General features: G+C 42.2%; 16 protein-coding genes. 8 read left to right on the plus strand and 8 right to left on the minus strand.

The window, feature by feature from the left end; genetic code table 11:
- Positions 1-57 precede the first annotated feature (57 nt).
- The 3 genes from BT_RS07620 to BT_RS07630 all read right to left on the minus strand — a co-directional run bounded on the left by BT_RS07620 (position 58) and on the right by BT_RS07630 (position 5,238).
- Complete coding sequence (locus BT_RS07620; protein WP_008764799.1) at positions 58-549, minus strand: hypothetical protein; 492 nt, start codon at positions 547-549, stop codon at positions 58-60.
- Positions 550-635: 86 nt separating this feature from the next.
- Complete coding sequence (locus BT_RS07625) at positions 636-3,806, minus strand: hypothetical protein (protein ID WP_011107827.1); 3,171 nt, start codon at positions 3,804-3,806, stop codon at positions 636-638.
- 493 nt (positions 3,807-4,299) lie between these two features.
- Positions 4,300-5,238 carry a tyrosine-type recombinase/integrase gene (locus tag BT_RS07630; protein WP_032840676.1) on the minus strand — a complete coding sequence of 313 codons (939 nt, stop codon included), beginning with the start codon at positions 5,236-5,238 and terminating at the stop codon, positions 4,300-4,302.
- 273 nt (positions 5,239-5,511) lie between these two features.
- Between BT_RS07630 and BT_RS07635 the strand changes: the two genes are divergently transcribed.
- Positions 5,512-6,336, plus strand: a complete 825-nt coding sequence (locus BT_RS07635) for an Rpn family recombination-promoting nuclease/putative transposase (protein WP_008764795.1) — start codon at positions 5,512-5,514, stop codon at positions 6,334-6,336.
- Between the two features lie 455 nt (positions 6,337-6,791).
- Here the strand turns inward: BT_RS07635 and BT_RS07640 are convergent, their stop codons facing one another.
- The 3 genes from BT_RS07640 to BT_RS07650 form a co-directional block, all read right to left on the minus strand.
- A complete protein-coding gene (locus BT_RS07640; RefSeq protein WP_008764794.1) occupies positions 6,792-7,886 on the minus strand; it encodes an OmpA family protein in 1,095 nt (364 codons plus the stop codon).
- Positions 7,887-8,065: 179 nt separating this feature from the next.
- Positions 8,066-11,686, minus strand: coding sequence for a surface protein (locus BT_RS07645; RefSeq protein ID WP_011107830.1), 3,621 nt, complete (start codon positions 11,684-11,686; stop codon positions 8,066-8,068).
- 508 nt (positions 11,687-12,194) lie between these two features.
- Entirely contained in the window at positions 12,195-13,133 is a 939-nt protein-coding gene (locus BT_RS07650) for a tyrosine-type recombinase/integrase (protein ID WP_162303167.1), read from the minus strand.
- A gap of 376 nt (positions 13,134-13,509) precedes the next feature.
- Here BT_RS07650 and BT_RS07655 point away from each other — a divergent pair, with 376 nt between their 5' ends.
- The 7 genes from BT_RS07655 to BT_RS07685 all read left to right on the plus strand — a co-directional run bounded on the left by BT_RS07655 (position 13,510) and on the right by BT_RS07685 (position 18,580).
- The gene (locus tag BT_RS07655) at positions 13,510-13,809 is read left to right on the plus strand and encodes a DUF4248 domain-containing protein (RefSeq protein ID WP_011107832.1); all 300 of its coding nucleotides are present in this window, start codon (positions 13,510-13,512) and stop codon (positions 13,807-13,809) included.
- Between the two features lie 443 nt (positions 13,810-14,252).
- Positions 14,253-14,891 carry a hypothetical protein gene (locus BT_RS07660; protein ID WP_011107833.1) on the plus strand — a complete coding sequence of 213 codons (639 nt, stop codon included), beginning with the start codon at positions 14,253-14,255 and terminating at the stop codon, positions 14,889-14,891.
- Entirely contained in the window at positions 14,881-16,260 is a 1,380-nt protein-coding gene (gene dnaB, locus BT_RS07665) for a replicative DNA helicase (RefSeq protein ID WP_055229347.1), read from the plus strand. The genes BT_RS07660 and dnaB overlap by 11 nt, the downstream gene beginning before the upstream one ends.
- 178 nt (positions 16,261-16,438) lie before the next feature.
- Positions 16,439-16,969 (plus strand): HU family DNA-binding protein, encoded by a 531-nt coding sequence (locus tag BT_RS07670; RefSeq protein WP_011107835.1) that lies wholly within the window; start codon positions 16,439-16,441, stop codon positions 16,967-16,969.
- A 357-nt stretch (positions 16,970-17,326) separates the two neighbouring features.
- Positions 17,327-17,632, plus strand: a complete 306-nt coding sequence (locus BT_RS07675; protein ID WP_011107836.1) for a hypothetical protein — start codon at positions 17,327-17,329, stop codon at positions 17,630-17,632.
- Between the two features lie 13 nt (positions 17,633-17,645).
- Positions 17,646-18,092: an N-acetylmuramoyl-L-alanine amidase gene (locus BT_RS07680; RefSeq protein ID WP_011107837.1), complete on the plus strand. Its 447-nt coding sequence runs from the start codon at positions 17,646-17,648 to the stop codon at positions 18,090-18,092.
- 209 nt (positions 18,093-18,301) lie between these two features.
- A complete protein-coding gene (locus BT_RS07685) occupies positions 18,302-18,580 on the plus strand; it encodes a winged helix-turn-helix transcriptional regulator (RefSeq protein WP_011107838.1) in 279 nt (92 codons plus the stop codon).
- Positions 18,581-18,582: 2 nt separating this feature from the next.
- Here the strand turns inward: BT_RS07685 and BT_RS07690 are convergent, their stop codons facing one another.
- Positions 18,583-19,569, minus strand: a complete 987-nt coding sequence (locus tag BT_RS07690) for a lysylphosphatidylglycerol synthase transmembrane domain-containing protein (RefSeq protein WP_048692929.1) — start codon at positions 19,567-19,569, stop codon at positions 18,583-18,585.
- Positions 19,569-20,504 carry a phosphatase PAP2 family protein gene (locus tag BT_RS07695; protein WP_055221127.1) on the minus strand — a complete coding sequence of 312 codons (936 nt, stop codon included), beginning with the start codon at positions 20,502-20,504 and terminating at the stop codon, positions 19,569-19,571. The genes BT_RS07690 and BT_RS07695 overlap by 1 nt, the downstream gene beginning before the upstream one ends.
- Positions 20,505-20,516 lie beyond the last annotated feature (12 nt).

Raw genomic sequence — 20,516 nt, forward strand, 5'->3', positions numbered from 1 at the left:
AAAACCTGTTTAAAAGTCTAAAAACCAATGACAACAGTACTCGTCACCATTCATCTACTACTTATCAGTAGCTTCCTTGGTAGCCTCTTTAACGGCAAGATACCAAACTCCGTCTATTTTCACCGGATTAAACATAAATCCAATTGTATTTGGCGTATGATCATCCGAACTAGTGTGCTTGAAAAACTCTATCTGAAACTTCACATCGTTATTATCCGTACTTGAAAAAGAATAATAATCCAATTTATAATCTACAACAGGAAAATACTTGAATTTTTTCCTCAGTTGTTGTTCCTTCTCAGCGGGAAGAGGTATCGCTTTTCCATCGCGCAAGATAAAAAGCATCTTCAGCGCTTCATCTATATTTCCGGCTTTCAATGTATCCATGCAACTGCGTGATATGGTAAGTACTTGCACCGTATCTTCAGCTGTCAACCCCATTAAGAATTCTTCTTTGGGAGTGAGCTGCTTCTTTTTTTCTCCGCATGAGAACAAGAAACAAGAAACGGCAACCAACACACATATATATAACAGATCTTTCTTTTTCATTCCGCCTTCAATTCTTATTGTGAAGGAGGGTGCACCAATGATCGGCGCACCCTCCTTATCAGTGTTTAGTAATGAAACCTTTACTATTAGTTACCCATTGTACTCTTAACTGTACAATCTACTGTAGTCTTCACAGTACCCCAAGTATAGGTGAACTCAACCGGGATGCGCAGTTCAAATGTCTGAACGTTGTTACCGTTGTTTACATACTTGATCTTACCCATAGCTGCAACAATTGCATCATATGTAGCTTGAGTACCACTTGCTTCAGTATTATAAGAAGAAAGATTTAAAGTAGCAGAAGTAACTTTATTACCATCTTTATCTGTCTGAGTCAATACGATTTTCTCTGTTTTGCTTGACAATAAAGTCTCTCCTAGCTTACCACCACTTAAGGTAGTTGTAGCATCTGCTATTTTCACTTCTACCTTATTCAATCCGTAGAATGCATACAACCAGCTGTTTGAATAGTCAGTTCCATCTACGAACTTAACATTACGCCAATCCTGGAAGTTGAACAACTTAGCGATATCCAGAGTAGAACCATTAGCATGAGCATCAACGAATTCTCCACCATCTGTACCTACTGCGTCGATAGGACGGAGGAAGTATGCATTGTATGTATTGTTCGTCAAAGACATTGCAATGTTGCAAGGACTGTATGCACAAATACCGATCTTAGCAAAATGCTTAGCAGCACTATGGCTATATGCATTCAACAACTTCTTAGAAGTATCATTGTTTTCATAAGTAATCTTACCGGTGTTCTGATCGATTGTTGCAATAACAGTTCCATTAGCATACAACTTCGTATTAGTGAATACACCTGCATCTACTTTCAAAGCATGATCGATCATGTTCTGAGCTGTAGCTTTATATGAACCGCCTGTAATACAAGGTGCTGTAGCATTATCTACTGACAATGTATACTTAGTTCCATCAACAGTCAATACATTCTGATCAGCGTCGAAGTAATACTTATAACCTCCGGCAGCGCCGTTTTGATTTGCAAATATTACATCAGTATAAGAAGCAAAGTTTGCAGGAGGAGTAAATGTAGGCATACCCTTTTCCCATACCTGGTTCAAGTCAACTACATAATTCAATGTATTGCCGTTATCTTGCGGATAAGGAACATTCAGACGAGTATTCTGACCATCCTTAGCAACGTCACCGTCACTGTACCAGTAGTTAGTCAACTTAGTAACAACAGTTCCCTGAGGTTTAGCGACAGCTATCTGCAAAGGCATGTAGATAGGAGCATGAGATGTAGTATTCAGCTTGCTGACATATCTTACATAAATAGTAGCTGTATGACCTGCCATTTCATAAATACCAGACTGTTCTGCAGTAGTCAAAGTCCAGTGAAGAACTGTATTTGTTGTACCAGTTTCATCCACCTTTTCTTTCACTGTTCCAATAACCTGTGCAATCGCAGCCGGAACGAATGACTTACCATCGGCTGATTTAGCAAACTGTTTGGCTACACCACTATCATCTACATCGAATTCATATAAAGCATCGAATTCATCCTTAGACTGAACAGCTGCTTTTTCAAGCAATTGATAAGAAATCTCAGACCATGTCAAGATAGCATCAGCCTCATCACATCCAAAGTTGTGAGTGCCTTTGTCGAATACACTTGTAACGATATCATCAACCTGTTTTGCAATTTCAATTTTAATGAATCCAGCCAAGACAACGCGGCCATCCGCATCTGTCACACGTACTCTAACCAACGGGCGTTTTCCTACAGAAGATACACCTTGCTCGTTAAGAGTCTCACCGGCAGAGTTTACAATACGCGGAGTAAGTACACCTTCTTTAATAGTGTTTGCATCTGCATATTTACTGTCAGAAGTTACATTTTGACCTGATGTATATTGAATGAACGCGAAGTCATACTTCAAACCATACTTAGCTTCATCTCCATAAGCCCAAACTTTATGAGTACCATCATTTTTTGTTGCTTCAGGCTGACCTTCACGATTATAGTGAATTGTCAACAGATTCTTCAAATCAATAAAGCTATTATAAGCAACTGTCAAAGTAGGAGCATGTGTGATAGCACCTTCTACAGTCTTGAACAACTCGTCCGGATTAGCAGATTCCCGGCAATCTTCAGCAGCTAAAGTAGCATCATTAAATGCAATAGCCTGAGGAGTAACCTTAGAAGCATAAAGCAATGCGTAATCAGATGTTACAGTTGTATCTGCCTGAGCATCACTTTTTGCTTTAACAATTGCCTGCAAAGCCAAGATAGAACCTTCGCCTCCTTGTTTGATGTCTTTTCCTATTGCTCTGAGTCCTACCGGAAGGATACCTTCATCAGCAGGTTTCATGTCAGCGACTTCAGGAAGAGCCACTGAAGCACGAGAAGAAATCACTTCAACATCTCTGGATACAAAAGACAAATCTTCCTTACTTACTTTTGCACTAGACGGATTCAAGTGATAATTAATATATTCAATCGGATTATATTGAGCTCCGGTACCACCTGTATAGTTCCATTCTTTCGAATCAGTAATTACTTTACACAGAACTTTCTCTGCTTGCTCATCTTCCCATTGAGTAGTAGCTGCAGTGCTTCCTGCCTTATATGTATAATCCAAATAAGGATATTCGATAGCTTCGATACCGTCTACAAACAAATCAGATTTGAAAACAAGACCTTTCAGAGTCAATACGTCATTCAAAGCAAATGTAACAGCCTGATCTTTGTACTTAATCGTATAGCCGATAACAACGCCCTCAGCGTTTTTCTTATCTTCAATACTAAGAACTCCGTCACCAGGTATAGTTACACCAGTTTCCTTACCATCATACATTACTTTGCCTGTCGTAGGATCCACTGTCAATTTAGAAGGATCAAAAGCATCAGGAATGGTTGGAGTTGTAGGAGCATCCGGGAATGTAATAGTACCGGACGAAACAACTTCACCGTCTTTCAACAGCGAAATTTTACCTTCCTTATCCACACTAATTGAATAAGTCGGCAAATTCTGTCCGATAGTATAAGACACACTGTTGTTCTCTCCATCTACCACAGTCAATTTTCCCGTAGCCGGATCATAAGTAACAGACTTTACAAAAGACCCAACTTTGGCCTGCAAATCTGAAAGACTTTTTGCGAGTTCATCGATTCTGCCGTTTACTGCATCGATGTCGTCGTCATAGTCTTTACAAGACGTAAATGTACCTGCAGAAGACGCCAACAGCGCCCCAAACACGACTACACTTAAAAACTTTTTGTTCATAATAAAAAAACTTTTAATTTATAAATTAAATAATAAAAATATAGTCTCGCATTGTTGATTTAAAACTCTCATGTGTTGTCCCCATTCATTTTCAGTATAACCTCCTTTTCTTTTTTGTTTTACTTGTGTTCATACTCCACAGGGGGATGAACAAGAAACTTACTCCCAATACTTTTTACCCGTTACTTTGTAGGTAACGGGAAAACCTTTGTACCTGCCCTGAGAGGGTAGATAATACTGAAAAATCATTTGTTGAATGCTGAAACATCTTTACCCCTGCTTCTAAGAGGCGGCAGAGGGGAGGGAAATCTATTATCTAAAATTAAAAGCTACAAAAGTTTAATGCTAAGAAATCCGCTGTTTTATCGTGTTATTTGTCTTTTTTTAGTTGTTTATCAGAAAAAATATCATTTTTGTTTGCATGTTTTCCAAAATATATCCATCTTTGCAACGCTATTCAGCTCCGTTACCTACAAAGTAACAGCACTAATAATCAAGCTATTAATCCAGTAACTATCCGTTTCACAAAATCCGTTACCAGTTGATTGGCTTCATCAATTTTCTTATTTCTAAAAGGTTTCAAATACGTCTCCGTTACCGTAATGGACGAATGCCCCATTGCTTCGGAAATAATACCCGGATGAATTTCGCAATAATAAGCTGTTGTTGCCCACGTATGGCGTGCCGTGTATGAGCTCAGCCTGTCGCCCAGCCCTAATAATTGCCCCAGCAACAACAGTTGCTGATTGAAGCTGCGCAATGCCAACTGGTATTCACGATACGCCTCCTTCGTCCCTTCACGGCTCTCCAAAAGAGAGAACAGATAAGGAGAAGAACTGTCACGGTTCATATACCTCTTTAATAAGACCATCGCTTCCCGAGTCAACGTTACTGACAGGGGACGACCGGTCTTCCGCCTGCGATAAGTGATCACATTGTCGTGCAAATCACTTTTACGCAAATAAGCAAGATCGACAAAAGGCAGACCACGGAGAAGAAACATCAGGACAAACAGTTCCTGTGTACGACGCATAGCAGGAGTCACGGCAGGAGACGAAGGTAATTTGGCAAAAACCTTCTGCATATCCTCATCACACAACGCCCGCTTACGGTCCGCACGCGTGCCGGTATATACAGAACGAAACAGATGCGGTACATAAACAGCCCCACGACAATCTACCGCACGATTATAGACCGCACGAAATGTGCGTAAATAAGTAGATACAGTATTCCAACTGCATCCCCGGCCACGAAGGTGAATCTCGAAGCCCTTTAACCACTCAGGGGTTACCTCATGAAATGTAAAATCCCCTTTCCCACGATAAGCAATGATGGCATTGAGACTGCTACGGTAGACGTGCGCAGTACCAAAGTTTCCCTCCATCTGTAGTCCCTTGGCTACTTGCTTCATAAATGCTACTACTTTTAACATTTTAATCACTATTAAATAAATTACGCGATAAATATAAGGGTATTTTCGTAACCAAAGCTATCCGATACACATATATTCATTCATTTTAGAGTTGTCCGGACGGTATGTGAATCAATGACCGGCATATGAAACTAACAAAAAAGAAAGCTGGTATGTTTCAGTAGGATTCCCCACAAAATATAATTGCAGACAGATAAAATCATCATTATCGTAACAAGCAGACAGAAGATTCATTATCTTTGTGGAGTCGCAAACAACTAATAAACAGAAATAATGACGAAATTTATTAATCCATTTACCGATGTAGGATTTAAAAAAATCTTCGGGCAGGAAATGACCAAAGACTTGTTAATTGATTTCCTGAACGACCTGCTGGTAGATGAAAAACATATAATAGACATAACCTTTCTCGATAAGGAAATACTGCCCGAGTATATGGGCGACCGAGGGGTGATCTATGATATATATTGCACTGCCGAAAATGGAGAGCAATTCATTGTAGAGATGCAAAACAAGCAGCATGTACACTTTCGTGAACGTGCCTTGTATTACCTTTCAAAGACTGTTGCCCGGCAGGGTGAGAAAGGAGCCGAATGGAAGTTTGACCTGAAAGCCGTATATGGTGTGTTCTTTATGAACTTCCGGTTGGACAATTTGCCGCATAAGCTTCGTACGGATATTGTGCTTACAGATCGTGACACGCACGAACAATTTTCCGACAAGCTTCGTTTTATTTTTATCGAGTTGCCTGCTTTTTCGAAGGAGGAGCAAGAGTGTGAAACTGACTTTGAACGATGGATTTATGTACTGAAGAATATGGAAACGTTGAAAAGATTGCCATTCAAAGCCCGTAAATCGGTTTTTGAGAAATTAGAGAAGATCGTAGATATCGCTTCGCTTTCAAAAGAGGAGCGGATGAAGTATGATGAAAGCATCAAAGTGTACCGGGATAATCTCGTGACGCTGGAATTTGCAGAACAGAAGGGACGTGCAGAAGGCAAAGAAGAAACTGCCCGAAACCTGAAAAAGATGGGAGTTTCACTGGAAATCATCTCCAAAGCTACCGGATTGAGCATAGAGAAAATAGAAGCATTATAGTTGTTACCGTCTACCTGTAGAGGAGTGCTCGGTAAATATCCCATATTGTAAGATGAAGATCAAAGGTTAACTTTAAGTTTGCTTTGATCTTCATCTTTCTTATTTAATGTAAGTTTGATATCCCCCCTCTTCCTTTATCGGAAACAAAATTGTATAGTAAAAACAAAAAAAGAGGATGCCACTAGGGAAAAAGGGCGGGCATCCTCTTAAGGGGACAGAATAAGATGCACTTTCACAAGTACGGTCTTACGCTGCTACTCTCCCCGATACAATTTCTTCACATTTAAGTGAAGAAAGGGGTCTATTGCGGAAATACAGACTTTCGCAAGCATATATTTCCTAATGCTCTCACACGGAGGTTCTCGTACAAGTACGAAAAAAAATGTGGGGAACAAACACTCCGCATGAGAATAGGGAATATCTTTTTTAAGAAAAGGATCTTCTTAATGTAGACATCATTCTGCTATACAGATACAAACACGATTTTCTTCCGGTTTCTGATAAGGCTGTACCGTATCTCCTTTATAACTAGTAATAATTCTATCTGCTGCTATTCCTTTAGCTTTCAAGGCTTCTACAACATTTTTGGCACGTTTTTCCGACAAAGTCATATTAATTTTCGGGTTACCGGTTTCTTTGTCGGCATATCCGGTTACAGCAACTTTACTGGTTGGGTTTTTCTCCATATATTTAATCATAGCATCAATCTTTGCCAACTGATCATTTTGCAGAAGTGCAGAGTTTAACGCAAAGAATATATTCTGTTTCATCGGCTCAACAACTACTACAGGTTTCGGTTCTGGCTCTTTTGCAACAACAGGTTCCGGTTTAGGCTGTTCTACGACTGCAGGTTCCGGTTCGTAATATACGGGAGCTGTTTTGGTATAGCTTTTTCCCAGTTTAATGGTCAAGCCAACGAGTGCGTTCAGCTGCCAGTCACAGTTACCGGCTTTCTTTGAGTTGAACTTGTCGGATAAAGCGTTGGCGTTAGCTTCGATATTGATGGCCAAGCGGTCATTCAGGCGAAGGTCACAACCCAAGCCAAAACGTCCGGCGACAAGAAACTTGCCTTCTTGCCAGAGATATTCCAGTTCATAGGTGCGGGTGTCGAGTGCATTCGCTTCATCGTTATCGAAACCACGATTGAGCCCTACACCACCAAAAAGGTAGCCATTGAAAACACGTTTCGGGTTGAAGCCACAGAACAAAGTGCTGAGATCAGCCATAATATCAATGTTTCCCTGAAGATATTTGTACTGGTAGGTTTGTTCCGGAGTTACCCATCCACCCTTTGCCTGCCATCCACTACCACCGATACGTGCTCCGAATGCAGGGGCAAACTTATATCCTATATTGATGGCGGCGGCAGGAGACATCAGATCGGTAAACTTGGCTTCGCCTACGGTATGTGCGGCTCCTACTTGTGCCTGGATAAACCAATGAGGTTTGAATACGGTTTTACCTTCTTCCTTGATTTGTCGTTGCTCCTGAGCAAATACTACTGTACCACTCATTGCAAGTATGGCTACTAATAAATTTCTTATTTTCATAATGTTATGTATTTAATGTCTTGTTACAGAAATCTCATACGATATGTCACAACTATATATCAGGCAAATCTTATCACCCAATATATGCTTTGTTATATGAAAAGGGTGCTCTGACTAGAGCAGAGCACCCTTCCTGAAATAATATGTGTCTAAAAATTGATAGACAACATTTTGATCTTTTAGTTCTTCGGATTAACTGTAATAGTCAATGTGGAAGAAAGTGTTCCCCAACCGTAGTTTACAGTAGCAGGAATAAAGATCTTGTAAGCGTATTCAATCGGTGAATCCACATTTACATACTTAACGGTATTACCAACTTGTTCTAAAGTAGTCTTAGCAGGCAGCTTACCACCATTGTATTTCAAGTCTGTAGTAACTTTAGTAATATCAAGTTTCACATCGCTGAATTCTCCATAATAGAACCAGTATTGTCCGAGATTAATAACTGAGCTACCGAATGTAGTCTTAGTCCATTCCCAACATCCTGATTTCTGACCATAAGATTCTCCATCAAATGTAGGCATAGGTGTATGTTCATGCTTTTTAGCAACGTAGTCACCAGGAACAACGACTATTTCAGCCGGAACATAATCAATATTTGCTACATAGGTATATTCTACATGAGAACCCTTTATCACAGGAATTTCCGTAAAATTATAAGTTGAACCGAAGTTTACATATCCTTCAGGAGTTCCCTCACGTTCTTGTACTTCCAGCATAGCCATCGCTTCAGCCTGAGTCAACATTGCACCTACAGAATAGGTTTTTTCTATCACATCCTCGGTAGAAGTTCCCGGTTTCCAATAATTAACCTTAGATGTTCCACTATACATAGTAAGATCTGATGCAGTAACGAAGTCAACTTTTCCATAAGTAACATTCAGACTAGCCGGAGTTTTCACATAGCTATGTTCTGGAACCCATTCATATTCTGTTGTACAAACTTGTTTCCAGTATGAAGAAATATCTTCAGTTTCTACTACACTCGGAGATACAATAGCATTACCGCTCCAATCCATCAACAAGCCATTCCACTGGAAGTTAGCAACATCACCACCTGTTATAGCGTCTGTCAGAGTAACTCCACTAGGCATATTCAAGCTTACAGGACGGATGAAATTAACCATAAATTCATTGACAGTAATCTGATCACCGCTTTCCAATGTATAGATATGTGCAACAGAAGCTTGCAGACCGCCTGCGCTATTCAAAGCAAGCTTAACATCAGCATCATTCTTATCCAATGAGATCGTTTTTCCACTGATCTTAACACCTGCTAAGACTTTGCTTGTAGCAACTCCGTTAGAATAAGTCTTAGTTACAACATAACGGTCTGTTACACAATTTGGAAGTCCTTTTACGTTATATTTATCGTAAGCAAGATTCAGTTCTTGATGGATCTGGCATCCGTCTGCAGGATCTTCCGGAGTATTAGGTACTACAGCATTCACCTTAAAGAACTTCATATCACCATCAATAGTCTGCCAATACAGTTCGTTCTTCACTGCATCTAAGCTAGCTTTCGGCAATTTCACATTTACAGCAAACTTGAATGTGATTGCATCAGGATATTTAGAAGATTGCAGTTTATTCTGAACAGTGATAGTAGCAACAAATTCAGAACCAGTAGCACTAATAGCACCAAGCTGACCGTGTTTGAATGACCAGACAACCTTCTTAGTTGCTGTACCTACTGAAGTAGCACCAGCTACAATTTTCGGGAAATCAACACCAGTTACCAGTTTGCCATTCTTCTTAACAGATGCAACAGCAGTAGAAACATCGTATGTATTCCAGAATGTCTCATGACTCATACCAATATTAGTACCATCAGTTATCTTACGATAAACATTCTCACGGATATATTCTTCTGTAATAGTATATGTTGCTTCTGTATCAGCACATTTGAATACCAATTCTTCAGCCGGATTACCTACCGTGAAATCAGGTTGTTTTTCTGCAGTGAATTTAATTTTCACAAATCCGCGACGTACCACGTTGCCATTTTCGTCTACCAATTCAACTTTCAAGATCGGAGTACGACCAAATGCTTCCGGATTGAAACCTTCTGCCTGGAACAAACCTTTCTCAACATCATTACACTTAACCCATTTCTGCTGATTAGTTTCAGTTTTACCTTCTTCAAGATTAAAATCCGTAGTAGCTACAGCAAATCTGTATGACAGTTTATAGGCTTCAATCGGGAATTCATCATGACCAGTAGATACATTTTCATTATTGAGACAAGTTGCAACCAGTTTTTTCAAGTCGAATACTTGATCATAAGGAGTCTCGTAGCGAGGTTCTTCTTTCGTACAAGCATCGAATGTAGTTGCATAATGAGCAGCATTACCACCTTCAAACAAAGTTTCCTTATCAGCGATACGAACATCTTCAGCAGCCAAAATATTATCATATACAGCTACATACGGAGAAGTAATGACGGCATTTTTCTCATCTTGATCAATTGCATCACCTTTCAGAGTAGCTTGCAAAGCGATCAGATTCGTTCTGTCAAGTTCCGGCTGAGTAGTGTGAGAATTAAGACGAAGAAGTTGGAAGTCAACAGTTCCTGTTGCGGGGTTAGCAACCGGTTCGCCAACAATCTCAACCAACTTACTTGCAGCAATTGCACGAGTTGTTTCAACAACTTCTGCAGTGCGGTCGATATAGCTATAGTCAGCATTTGCCAACTTAAAGCTTGCCGGATTGAAATGATAGCTAGCAGTCGCCAAAGCAGCTGTAGAGAATTGATAGCTCTTTGCTGGGATGCTGGCATTTTCATCTTTCACATCCATTGGAGAATATTGCAAGGAAGTGAATCTTACAGCTTCAATACCGTCAACGAACAAGTCGGGAGCAAGCGAGATGCTTGACAGACGGCAAGTTACCAATGTATGCAGACCAGTCAGGTTCGTATTGATATTTCCAATCTTAGTATTGATTTCTTTAATAGAAGCCTGAATGTCTTTTACATTCTTCTTAATAGCATCCAATTCATCTGTTATCTTTGTTTCCAGATCACTGATAGCGGTTTTATTTGCACCGATCAAATCTTTCAGACCGCCTTTACCATCAATTTCCTTCCACAAAGCAGCCAAATCATCCTGTGCAGCTTTGATATCATCCTGTGCTGCTTTAATATCCTCTGCATTAGCATCAATTTTAGCCTCCAGCGTTATCTTAACATACTCATCGAGTTCTTTCAATGTTGTAGCAAAGTTTGCGTCTGCTGTCTGCAATGTTTCGATAAGGTCCATAGCAGTTTTGATAGCCTCTGTATTTTCTTTCACAGCACCATTTTCCAATGTACTCAGACCAGCTTCGATACCATCGATACGAGCACCAAGAAGTTTTGACGCTTCTTCGAATGCAGTAACATCAAGTTTCTTGTCGATAGCTTCCTGCATTGAGTTTCTCAAAGCTTCCACTAATTTTGTAGCCTCTGCGATAGCTTCAGTTTTTGCTGTAGCAGCAGCAGCTTCGGCAGCTTTCGCTTTAGCCAAGGCATCAGCAGCATCAGCTTTGGCCTGATCACCGGCAGCTTTTGCAGCATCAGCAGCTGTTTTAGCTTCTACAGCAGCAGCTTTAGCAGCATCAGCAGTAGCCTGAGCAGCTTCAGCAGCAGCTTTCAAAGTAGTCAGCTGAGTCTGAAGATCAGTAATAGTGCTTCCGCTTTTGTCAATTTGTTCTTGCAACCCCTTGATGTCATCATCGTAGTCTTTACAAGAAGTAAATGTACCCGCTGAAGCCGCTAATAGCGCTCCAAACAGGACGACACTTAAATACTTTTTGTTCATGATAAAAAAACTTTTAATTTATAAATTAAAAAAATAATAAAAATATTGTTTCTCGTTTTGGATTATGAATTCCCTTACTACATCTCATGTTTTATTCCTTTCATTTCTTGTGCAAACCTCCTTTTCTTAATTTGTTTTCCACTTTCAATTACCTTACACAATATACTTTGAAGCATACAGACTATATTAGGTTTTCCCGTTACTCTGTAGGTAACGGGAAAACCTTTGTACCTGCCCCAGGAGGGTAGTTAATACTGAAAAATCATTTATTGAATGCTGAAACATCTTTACCCCTGCTTCTGAGAGGCGGCAGAGGGGAGGGAAATCTATTATCTAAAATTAAAGGCTACAAAGTCTAATGCTAAGAAATCCGCTGTTTTATTGTGTTATTTGTCTTTTTTTAGTTGTTTATCAGAAAAAATATCATTTTTGTTTGCATGTTTTCCAAAATATCTCCATCTTTGCAACGCTATTTAGCTCCGTTACCTACAGAGTAACAGGTTAAAAATCAATAAATTGCAAAAGACATTGAGCGCTTTATAAAATCCACCACCTTTTTATTGGCTTCATCTATTTTCTTATTCCGAAAGGGCTTGAGATATGTCTCGGTCACTGTGATCGAAGAGTGTCCCATAGCTTCAGAAATAACGCCCGGATGAATTTCGCAATAGTAAGCTGTCGTTGCCCAAGTGTGACGCGCTGTATATGAACTAAGTTTATCCCCCAGTCCTAACATTTCACCTAGCAACATCAGCTGTCTATTAAAGTTGCGGAGAGCCAACTGGTATTCGTGATAAGCCTCCTTTGTCCCTTCCCGGCTATTTAATAACGGAAATAGATAAGGAGAAGAACTGTCACGGTTCATATACCTCTTTAATATGGCCATCGCTTCCGGAGTTAAAGTCACTGACAAAGGACGCCCGGTCTTCCGCCTGCGGTAAGTGATCACATTGTCGTGCAAATCACTTTTACGTAAATAGGCAAGATCGACAAAAGGCAGACCACGGAGCAGAAACATCAAAACGAACAGTTCCTGCGTACGACGCATGTCAGATGTCACGACGGACGACTGCGGCAATTTGGTGAATACTTTCTGCATGTCTTCAGTATCCAATGCACGCTTACGGTCCGCACGCGTGCCAGTATATACAGAACGAAACAGATGCGGTACATAAACAGCCCCACGACAATCTACCGCACGATTATAGACCGCACGAAATGTGCGTAAATAAGTAGATACAGTATTCCAACTGCATCCCCGGCCACGAAGGTGAATCTCGAAGCCCTTTAACCACTCAGGGGTTACCTCATGAAATGTAAAATCCCCTTTCCCACGATAAGCAATGATGGCATTGAGACTGCTACGGTAGACGTGCGCAGTACCAAAGTTTCCCTCCATCTGTAGTCCCTTGGCTACTTGCTTCATAAATGCTACTACTTTTAACATTTTAATCACTATTAAATAAATTATGCGATAAATATAAGGGTATTTTAGCATCTCTCCAAAATACCCTTCAGACATATACTCATTCATCGGCAGAATGATCCGACCAACAAATTTCCCCATGCGTCTGAGAGTAAAACAACAAAAAAAGAAACCGCTATGTTTTTTTCATAAAGTTTTCGCCACAAATAAATGGTTATTATAATTAACAAATATACCTAATTACAAATTTAAGGAAGTAGGTACATACATATAAATTTACAGATGTAAAAACGAAAAATAAAACTAAATAATTTTATACTATTCAATCAATTTATTTTTCATAACTTTGCGGAAAATAAACCACAAACAGTGGCTTATAAAAACTAAATACAAGAATATGATAAAAGTTGAAAAAGAAGTATCCAATGATTACATCATTAAGGGATTTAAACATTTTACCCAATTAGCTACGGAATACTTCCAAGGACATCCGGACTGCAATGCAGCCCGAAAAAGAATGCGCGACACAATAGATGCCAACTTGCAGCTCAAAGCAGAGCTCACCGCAGCAAGTTACACCGAACACACGACTTTGCTAAGTCCGAAGATGCAGCAAATCATCTGGGCGCACTGGGGACCACCCATCATTTCACTGTCGGAAAACCACGCAAACGAATCGGACAACAAACGAGTTTGAACGCCCAAAAAGCGAAAATCGAACTATATATTTTTAAATATATAATTTATTAGTTATCCCTTATTATGGTTCCGCCCTGCGTTTCAAAAGATTTTTCTCAACAGACATAATTCACTAGATGTCAGAAGATTACCTCACTCTCCAGAGTGTTCCGCTGTGCGTTCCACAAAAATGCCCTTTTTCCACCCTCAAACAGAGGCTCCAAAATGACCGAACAGAGGCTTCGTTTACTATAAACAGAGGCTCTGTTCGCATCAAACGAAGCCTCTGTTTCACAATCTTCCCCCAACGTGTAGCGCACAAAAAACAACACATGCCAAAAGCAGCTATTTACGTCCCCGCAAGGAATATTACATCCCAACACGTCCAAACACGCACATCCGTTTAGGATTCCGGCAACGATCAACCTACTTTTGGACAAAATTTAAAAAACAGAATATCATATGCAAAAAATGGATTGTCAAGCCATCGGATATGGCTACATCATTATCCCCAAAGCTCTGCTGAAAGAGCAACTTATAGACTGCAGCCCACATGAAGGAGAAATAGAGGCTTTCCTGAAACTTCTTGTAAAAGTCAACTACTCGGAAACAAAGCTCACCGACCACCAAAGACGCACCATCGTGTGCAAAAGAGGTGAAAGCCTGCACAGCTACCGCAGCTGGAGCGCCATTTTCCACTGGCCAACGAGCAGAACCTACCGCTTCATACAACAACTGAAAACAAACGGGATCATCGAAATCATCCCTCACAACGACACCACCGCCCTGCATATCCGAGTGGTCAACTACGAAAACTGGACAAACATCTCGGCACTCCTCAACGAGAAAAAAGAAAACACACAAAAAGCCAGCAACGAAAAGTTCCGCCTCTTCTGGGACGACTACCACAACATCCTGCAGCTCCCCAAAGAGAACATCGCCAAGGCGCAGCGTATCTGGAAAAAGCTGAGCGAAAAAGAACAGCAGCTCGCCATCGACCATATCGAAGAATATTATTATCATCAGACAAACATGAAATTCACGTTACATGCCTGCAGTTATTTATCCAATAAAGCCTTTCTGAATGAATATGAATACTGACAACAGAGTTTCTCCGCAGGCTCCGGAGATAGAAGAAGCCATACTGGGCGCCTGCCTGATAGAACAGGAAGCCATGCCGCTCGTAGCCGACACGCTGCGTCCGGAAATGTTCTACAGCATGCGTCACCAAGTGATCTACGCCGCCCTGCTGGCCATGTACCAGGCAGGAATGAAGATCGACATCCTCACCGTAAAAGAAGAGCTTGCCCACCGGGGCAAGCTCGAAGAAGCCGGCGGAGCATTCGGTATCACGCGACTGAGCAGCATAGTAGCCACCTCGGCACACATCGAATATCACATGCAGATCGTACACGAGAAATACCTGCGGCGGGAAATGATACTAGGACTCAACAAACTCCTCGCCTGCTCCCTGGACGAAACAATGGACATAGCCGATACGCTGATAGATGCGCACAACCTGCTCGACCGCCTGGAAGGTGAATTCGGCCACAACGACCACATGCGCGACATGGACGCACTGATGACCGACACAATGGAAGAAGCCGAACAGCGTATCGCCAAAAGCGTAAACGGAATTACCGGCATCCCCACCGGCCTGACGGACCTGAACCGCATGACGTCCGGACTGCAAAACGGAGAACTCATTGCCATCGCCGCACGCCCCTCGGTCGGAAAGACCGCCTTCGCCCTCCATCTGGCGCGGCAGGCTGCCATGCAGAAACATGCCGTCGCCGTCTACAGCCTTGAGATGCAAGGAGAACGACTTGCCGACCGCTGGCTGTTGTCCGCCAGCGACATCAACCCTTACCGCTGGCGCACAGGCATCCCTAACCCGCACGAAGTAGCGGAAGCGCACACCACCGCCGCAGAACTGGCACGGCTACCGATACACGTAGACGACAGCACATCGATCAGTATGGACCATGTACGTTCCAGCGCACGGCTCCTTAAAAGCAAGAGTGCATGCGATCTGATCATCATCGACTACCTGCAACTTTGCGACATGAACACCGGACAGAAGAACCGCAACCGTGAACAGGAAGTGGCACAAGCCACCCGCAAGGCTAAATTGCTCGCCAAGGAACTGAACGTTCCCGTCGTATTGCTTTGCCAGCTAAACCGCGAATCGGAAGGCCGTCCCGGTGGTCGGCCGGAACTGTTCCATCTACGCGAAAGCGGCGCCATTGAGCAAGACGCGGATGTAGTAATGCTGCTCTACCGCCCTGCACTGGCACGGCTCACTACCGACCGGGAAAGCGGTTATCCGACCGAAGGACTGGGGGTAGTCATCGTAGCCAAACAACGCAATGGAGAGACAGGGAACGCATACTTCAGCCACAATCCTTCTCTAACGAAAATTACGGACTATACACCACCATTGGAAGTATTACTGAAACAAGCAAAATAAAAACAGAATCAAAACAATATTATATTACATAATATTATTTCTAATATTTTCCGATTTTATTTCATATTTACAATGAAATAAATGGCATAATGCTTGACTTCGCCTCTTATATTTCGTATATTTGTAATGTCATAGAGAAACAAAATAATTATTACTTAAACCTTAACTTTTTAAATTTATGAATGTTTCAGTAGAACGCTATCAGCGAAGAAAGTACGTAAGTCAGGAGAATTCCCCGATGCTGTATTACGTACGTCAGAAATCGGGTACAGTAAGAGTGATGGACGTCGAAAAACTGGCAGATGCCATCGAAGCCAACTCTTCACTCACAGCAGGAGATGTAAAACATGCCATCGAAGCTTTTGTAGAGCAACTCCGCCTGTCACTCACCCAAGGTGACAAAGTGAAGATCGACGGTCTGGGTACGTTTCACATCACACTGTGCAGCGAGGGGACAGAGAAGGAAAAAGATTGCACGGTCCGAAGCATCCGCAAGGTGAATGTCCGGTTTGTAGCGGATAAAGCACTGCATCTGGTGAACGCAAGTCACACCAGCACACGAAGCGAAAACAACGTGGAATTCGTACTAGCAAGCAAAGGTGACACGGAAGGCGGAAATGCCGGCGGAGGAAACACCGGAGGCGGAGGAAATAGCGGAGGCGGAGGAAACAGCGGAGGCGATGAAGAAGCTCCGGACCCGACAGTTTAACAGGACTTTTTTGGGAAAGAGCAGTACAAAACACTGGAGCAGCCCTCCCAATTGAAACTGACTAAGAAGTCAATAGTATCTCAATTCCCCTCCCTTTGGGAAGGAGGGGTGGCTGAAAGCCGGGGTGGTAGGTAAAACAAGGTTTATTCCTATTCTATTGTAAATAACAGAGTTATGCATTCACCTACCACCTCCCCCTACGGGGACTCCTCCTTCCCGAAGGAGGAGAAGTAAGATACTACCGACTTTTAGTCAGTCTCAGGTTCGTCGCTTCGCTCAGAATGAGAGATACTATATCGAACTAACCTTAATGTACAACTCCCCCCATTATCAATTATCAATTATCCATTAAAAAAAATGCTAGATAAAATTATCGAGATTATTATGACTATCCTCCCTTTCCTGGGTAATCGTAAAAAGCGTAAAGCGATGGCGCAAGACGTCAAAGAATTCAGCGAACTGGTGAAAGACCAGTATACCTTCCTGATGGAACAGCTGGAAAAGGTACTGAAAGATTATTTCGACCTGAGCGCGAGAGTGAAAGAAATGCACACCGAAATCTTTTCGTTGAGAGAACAACTGGCACAAGCTGCCACATTACAGTGCGTAAACAAAGAGTGCCTACAGCGTACACAAAGCGAGGCATCCATCTCTGAAGCTTAATGCCGGACAGATTATGAGAACGATCAACTTAATCGTAATTCACTGCTCCGCCACACGCGAAGACAAGGATTTCACGGAATATGACCTGGACGTCTGCCATCGCCGACGCGGATTCAACGGAGCGGGTTATCATTTTTATATCCGCAAAAACGGGGATATAAAGTCTACCCGACCGATAGAAAAGGTCGGTGCCCACGCCAAAGGTTTCAACAGAGAAAGTATCGGTATCTGCTATGAAGGCGGGCTCGACAGCAAAGGTCGCCCCAAAGATACCCGGACCGAATGGCAGAAACATTCACTGCGGGTACTGGTTCTTACTTTACTGAAAGATTATCCGGAATGCCGCGTATGCGGTCACCGTGACCTTAGTCCCGACCGGAATGAGAACGGAGAGATAGAACCGGAAGAATGGGTGAAAGCGTGCCCTTGCTTCGATGCGGAAAATAACTGGAAAGCATGAGGCAGAAATCAAGAAAAGTTTTAATTGAATAGCCTATAAACAAGAAAACTCCAATTGCCCGACCAAACTAAGTCGAAGCAGTTGGAGTTTCTACCTTTATAAAATAGATCATCAGGATATCTCCTCTGAAGGAAATCAATCAACAAGCCTATTATAATGCAATAAACCGAAGTACTGATGCTGTAAATAGTGGTATCTTCATTGACTTCATGCTACAAGAAATATACGAAACACTAAAGAAACGGCAAGGCGATCCTATAGTAACAATGAAAGCGACAAAGGATGTCGGTATAAATGTCGGTATAAACGAACAAAAAGTTCTGGAACTTTTGAGAAAAAACAATCAAATTACCGCCAAAGAAATCGCCGGACTTCTAGGTATCAGCCTAAGGCATAGCGAACGTCTGATCACATCATTAAAGCAAAAAGGTATGATTCAGCGAGTTGGATCAAATAAAAACGGATACTGGGAAATTATAGTAAAATAAGGCTACTTTTTATTTCCAACCTTCATCAAAGCAAGCCCTATCACAATCCAGACCATCTCACGCACGCGAGTGATCAATGCCGCATAGACTCCATAAGCTCCGGAAAGGGAAAGCCCGCCTACCGCAAGGGCAAATCCTCCCTCACGGCCACCCAACTGCATAGGCAAGAAGAACAAAAGATTGGCTAGTAAAGAAGAGAAGGCAGCAATCAGGCAGCAATCTGCAAAACTGACACTCCTTGTCAGCACATTGAGGATCAGCCAGATTTCCAGACAACTGACCACACGTGCCGTATATTCCAAGAATAAAGCCGCATAAAAAGCTCCCTTCTTCTGTTGATGAAGCAAGGCTATCTGTTTATCTATGTTCTCCAACTGTTCCCGATGGGAGTCGGCAAAACGGATTACTTTCTTTTTCAGAAAAGGAAGATGACTGCCCAGACGAACGAAAGCAACTGCCATCCCATGCTGATAGCCTTTTACAAACAACATAGCTACCAGCAGGCAGAAGACGGTGATCGTACCCAAAATGGTTCCCATCACCCACCCTACCGGATAAAGGCAAAGGTATAGCAAGACAGAACTCAGCCAAAAGCAGAAATGAGAAAAGATGTGCATCATCACGTAGAGAATCACCGAAGAAGTGGCTCTCTCCACTCCTATATACGGTTTCAGTTCCATGATGCGATACGGCTCACCGCCCATCAGTCCGACGGGAGTTACGTAATTCAGGGCAAAACCCGTAACGGTAAACTTATAAAGCCGGGCAAATGAAAACCCCGGCTTCCCTCCGCTACGTATAATGATGTACCACGATGTAGTATTAATCAGATAAACGAACAGCCACAGCAATAATACCAAAGGCAAATATACTCCTGCCCTTTTCAAATTTGCCCAAAGTTCCTGATAATCCATATCGAAAGTGAATATCATGATCAGGACGGCGACAATGCCAAAAGCCAGGAATATATTGCGGTATTTGTTCTTCACTATTTAATATACTGATAATATCGGTCAAAGAAGTTTCTGAATCCGCGAATCTTCATCAGTCCGTACTCAAAGAACAGCCAGCCGAGCAGTGCACAGGAGATTCCAAGGAGTACATCTATAATATAGTGATGACAAGAGTAGATCGCTGTTCCCCAGATGCCTGCCATGATAACAGAGAAAAGGGCAATCACATACCATCTGCATTTGCCGATAATGGCATACACCAATGCCACAACCATATATGCCGCATGAAGGGAAGGAACGGCAGCAAAGACATTTGCGTTTCTTCCATAAATGGAGTCGAAGATAGTCACGCCAAAAATCTCGTCGAAGCGACCGAGACCCGCCACGTTACCCGGAGTATTCAGTATCGGTTCGAAACCGTAGTTGATAGCATACCAGGGGGGAGCAGCCGGATGGATATAATAGCCGGCAAAGCCGATTAAGTTGACAAACAAAAAGACTAATGCAAAGCGAAGATAAGTTTTTCTCTCTTTCTTAAAGTACAGACAGAGTCCGAACAGGATAGGCACAGGGACCCAGCAAAGATAGAAGATGCCGGCGAAGACATCTGCCACCGCCCAATGATGCACGGCAAAGTACTCACAAGGAGTAACCAGCACACCATTATCCATCACTCCGAACAACGACTTTTCGAGATTATAAAGTCCGGCCACATCAATCGGATTTACTTCGTAATTGGGGCAGATACGCATCCAGTCATACGAGATCCCGAAAATGGCGAAAGGCAGTAAGGCCACTGCCAGCTTCCGGGTAGGTAGTCCGGCAAAAAATAAAACCAGATAGAGTGCCGCCATCAGCAGATGTTCGGAACGGAGTCCGATACAAGCAGCTGTCAGCAGAAGAAAAAGAGCCATGATGACAATAACGGTCAGGGTTTCTTTCTTCGACGGCATTTGAATTGTTTTTATCATTAAGGATGTTAT

Origin of the sequence: Bacteroides thetaiotaomicron VPI-5482 (assembly GCF_000011065.1) — a bacterium.
Classification (GTDB): domain Bacteria; phylum Bacteroidota; class Bacteroidia; order Bacteroidales; family Bacteroidaceae; genus Bacteroides; species Bacteroides thetaiotaomicron.

Excerpts from the sequence above, each read along its gene's own strand:
- BT_RS07685 (WP_011107838.1), top strand. The coding sequence starts at position 18,302 with ATGCTACAAGAAATATACGAAACACTAAAGAAACGGCAAGGCGATCCT.
- BT_RS07630 (WP_032840676.1), bottom strand. The coding sequence starts at position 5,238 with ATGTTAAAAGTAGTAGCATTTATGAAGCAAGTAGCCAAGGGACTACAG.
- BT_RS07635 (WP_008764795.1), top strand. The coding sequence starts at position 5,512 with ATGACGAAATTTATTAATCCATTTACCGATGTAGGATTTAAAAAAATC.
- BT_RS07695 (WP_055221127.1), bottom strand. The coding sequence starts at position 20,504 with ATGATAAAAACAATTCAAATGCCGTCGAAGAAAGAAACCCTGACCGTT.
- BT_RS07660 (WP_011107833.1), top strand. The coding sequence starts at position 14,253 with ATGCAAAAAATGGATTGTCAAGCCATCGGATATGGCTACATCATTATC.
- BT_RS07650 (WP_162303167.1), bottom strand. The coding sequence starts at position 13,133 with ATGTTAAAAGTAGTAGCATTTATGAAGCAAGTAGCCAAGGGACTACAG.
- BT_RS07655 (WP_011107832.1), top strand. The coding sequence starts at position 13,510 with ATGATAAAAGTTGAAAAAGAAGTATCCAATGATTACATCATTAAGGGA.
- BT_RS07645 (WP_011107830.1), bottom strand. The coding sequence starts at position 11,686 with ATGAACAAAAAGTATTTAAGTGTCGTCCTGTTTGGAGCGCTATTAGCG.
- dnaB (WP_055229347.1), top strand. The coding sequence starts at position 14,881 with ATGAATACTGACAACAGAGTTTCTCCGCAGGCTCCGGAGATAGAAGAA.
- BT_RS07675 (WP_011107836.1), top strand. The coding sequence starts at position 17,327 with ATGCTAGATAAAATTATCGAGATTATTATGACTATCCTCCCTTTCCTG.
- BT_RS07625 (WP_011107827.1), bottom strand. The coding sequence starts at position 3,806 with ATGAACAAAAAGTTTTTAAGTGTAGTCGTGTTTGGGGCGCTGTTGGCG.
- BT_RS07620 (WP_008764799.1), bottom strand. The coding sequence starts at position 549 with ATGAAAAAGAAAGATCTGTTATATATATGTGTGTTGGTTGCCGTTTCT.
- BT_RS07680 (WP_011107837.1), top strand. The coding sequence starts at position 17,646 with ATGAGAACGATCAACTTAATCGTAATTCACTGCTCCGCCACACGCGAA.
- BT_RS07640 (WP_008764794.1), bottom strand. The coding sequence starts at position 7,886 with ATGAAAATAAGAAATTTATTAGTAGCCATACTTGCAATGAGTGGTACA.
- BT_RS07670 (WP_011107835.1), top strand. The coding sequence starts at position 16,439 with ATGAATGTTTCAGTAGAACGCTATCAGCGAAGAAAGTACGTAAGTCAG.